Here is a 2,183-nt window from a genome sequence, read left to right as displayed (position 1 = left end):
AGATTCAACACGGGAACTATGTGTGTATAACCGAAGAAAATCGTGACCGGAGTCGGAAGTACGACGAGTACTGTCCTCTGGAGGAAGTACTACCCACCTCATAATTAGAAGAGTTAAATTCTGGTCTTGATTTGGCCACCCACCACGGGTTAGGTTGAAAACAGTTGTATTGGGGGATCCAATGAAGAAATTGCTCGCAGTTTTCGCTTCTTTGTTTTTAGTTGTTTCATTTGCAACGCCGACCCAATCCGCAGGGGTGAAGTACTCGGTCTATCAAAAGACTCTGTCTGCCTTTAGCTCAACCGCAACCACCCTTACTTCTCAGCAAAAAGCTCAGGTCAAGGCTGCGGTTGATGCAAACCCAACAGCTGAGAAGTTCATCTGCACGGGTATTAGGTATTACTCACAGCCAATGAGTGTGAACATCATGGTTAGAAAGCGTGCAAAGGCAGCATGTGAATATGCCAAGCAGCTAAATCCAAACCTTTCTACTTGGTTCCAGAACAAGCCCACTCAGGCTCGGAGCTATGCGGGCAAGGTGCTGCTGACCGTGAAGTCTCCCGACGTGAGAGAGGAGGCCGATGAGCTCTCCCTGGATGCAGATATATGCAAGCTTCAGGAAAATTCGAGAATGCGAAAAATTGGCGACCCCGTTCCGAACTTCACCGGTGAAAGAGAGATTCGCGGTCGCTACAAAGGAAACGCCACGGCCTTCCCGTTTGCTCCGACCGTTCTTCCAATAACTGGCGAGATCGACGTGGCATTTATCTTTGTGGACTGGGCCGATCTGCCCGGAACACAAACGGACTACGACTACTTCAATTATTCGGCTGAAATGTTCAGTGACTTCTATTGGATGGCTTCAGAGAACAAGCTCAAAATGAAGATGCATATTGAGGACAAATGGCATCGCGTCTCCGGGTCTTATCTTGACTATGCAACTGTCAGCCCAGAAGAAGAGGCACAGCGAGGCGAGGCTCCCAAAAAGCAGGTTTTTTACGACGCTGTAGTGGCTGCGGTTGACGACGAAATTGACTTCACTGACATTGAAATAGTGCTCATTGCGATACCGACAGCCAAATCTGTATTTGTTGGCGGTCCGCATGAGTTTAATTTTGACTGGAACGGCAACTTTAAAACTGCCGAGAGAACCATCTACGACATCGCGGCTCCTGGGGACTTCAATATTCAACGCACAGCAAGTGGTACGCCGACATGGTCCTACTTCGTCCACGAGGTCGGTCACATGCTCGGTATACCCCACCAAGCAGATGAGGACGAGAACAAACCAGGTGCAAAAAAGTACGTAGCTACACCATTAGGCGGCTGGGATGTAATGAGCGAACATGGCGGAGGTCAGCGCACCATGACAACTTGGCTTCGCTGGCTTGCCGGGTGGCTTGATGACGACCAGATAGCTTGCACGACAAAAGAAGAGGTAGATTCCGACTTCTATGAACTGACTCCTGTCAACTTGGTCGGAGGTAAGAAGGAGGCTTTGGTGATCAAGCTCAGCGAAACAAAAGCAGTCGTGGTCGAGTCTCGACGTTTCGATAAGAAATTTGATGTGGAAACCGGCAACTCACCAAATGGGCTCATTGCTTACACAGTTGACGCTACAAGGGCAAGCGCTCAGGGTAATCAGGTGATTCTCTCGCCCAGAGACATCACTGAATACATCAGGCAAGAGAACACATGGCCAGACTGGCGTGAGTTGGACGCAATCTTCTTCCAGGGTGATTCGATCGTGATTGAGGGGATAAAGATTGAGGCCTACTCAATTGGCAAGGATTCCGACATCGTAAAGGTCTCCAAGGTCTCCGGCTAAATGTCCCCGCTCTCTCTTAGGTTCTTACTAGGAGGAAGAAGTGGCTAAAGGTGGATTCTGGGCATTCTTGGGCGGTCTCGGTGCGGCAATGTGGCGCGAGGGTACTAAACAGCGCAGGCACCTAGAAGAGAACTACCGACGTGAGGTGCGCAAGGCCACCTCAGAGCATGCTGAAGAGCAAGCCGAGTATGACGCCTATGTGACCTCGCTTCCCAAGCTCAAAGGCAATGGAAGGTTCGATCAAGAAGTGGACACCACCTATGGTGATGCCTTTGCCCTAGATGCCTACAGCCAATATTTAGAGCTCATGCACGAACCCGGTCAACACTTCACCGTTGTTTTGGAGCTCCAAGAG

Annotated in this window: 2 protein-coding genes; both read left to right on the top strand. The window is 50.0% G+C overall.

Translation table 11 applies throughout. From position 1 onward, the window contains the following. The first annotated feature begins 181 nt into the window (after positions 1-181). On the top strand, positions 182-1,828 hold the full coding sequence (locus WAO31_RS06795) for a metallopeptidase domain-containing protein (RefSeq protein ID WP_509591799.1): 1,647 nt from the start codon (positions 182-184) through the stop codon (positions 1,826-1,828). 40 nt (positions 1,829-1,868) lie between these two features. After that, positions 1,869-2,183: hypothetical protein (locus WAO31_RS06790; RefSeq protein WP_509591796.1), on the top strand; the 315-nt coding region annotated here is incomplete at its 3' end.

This window comes from Rhodoluna sp., from assembly GCF_049276775.1.
In the GTDB taxonomy this organism is placed as follows: Bacteria; Actinomycetota; Actinomycetes; order Actinomycetales; family Microbacteriaceae; genus Rhodoluna.
Note: the sequence above shows the minus strand (reverse complement) of the source record. Positions and strands in the feature narration are given on the sequence as shown.

What these genes read in the sequence shown, in the direction of transcription:
- WAO31_RS06795 (WP_509591799.1), top strand. Translation starts at nt 182, where the DNA reads ATGAAGAAATTGCTCGCAGTTTTCGCTTCTTTGTTTTTAGTTGTTTCA.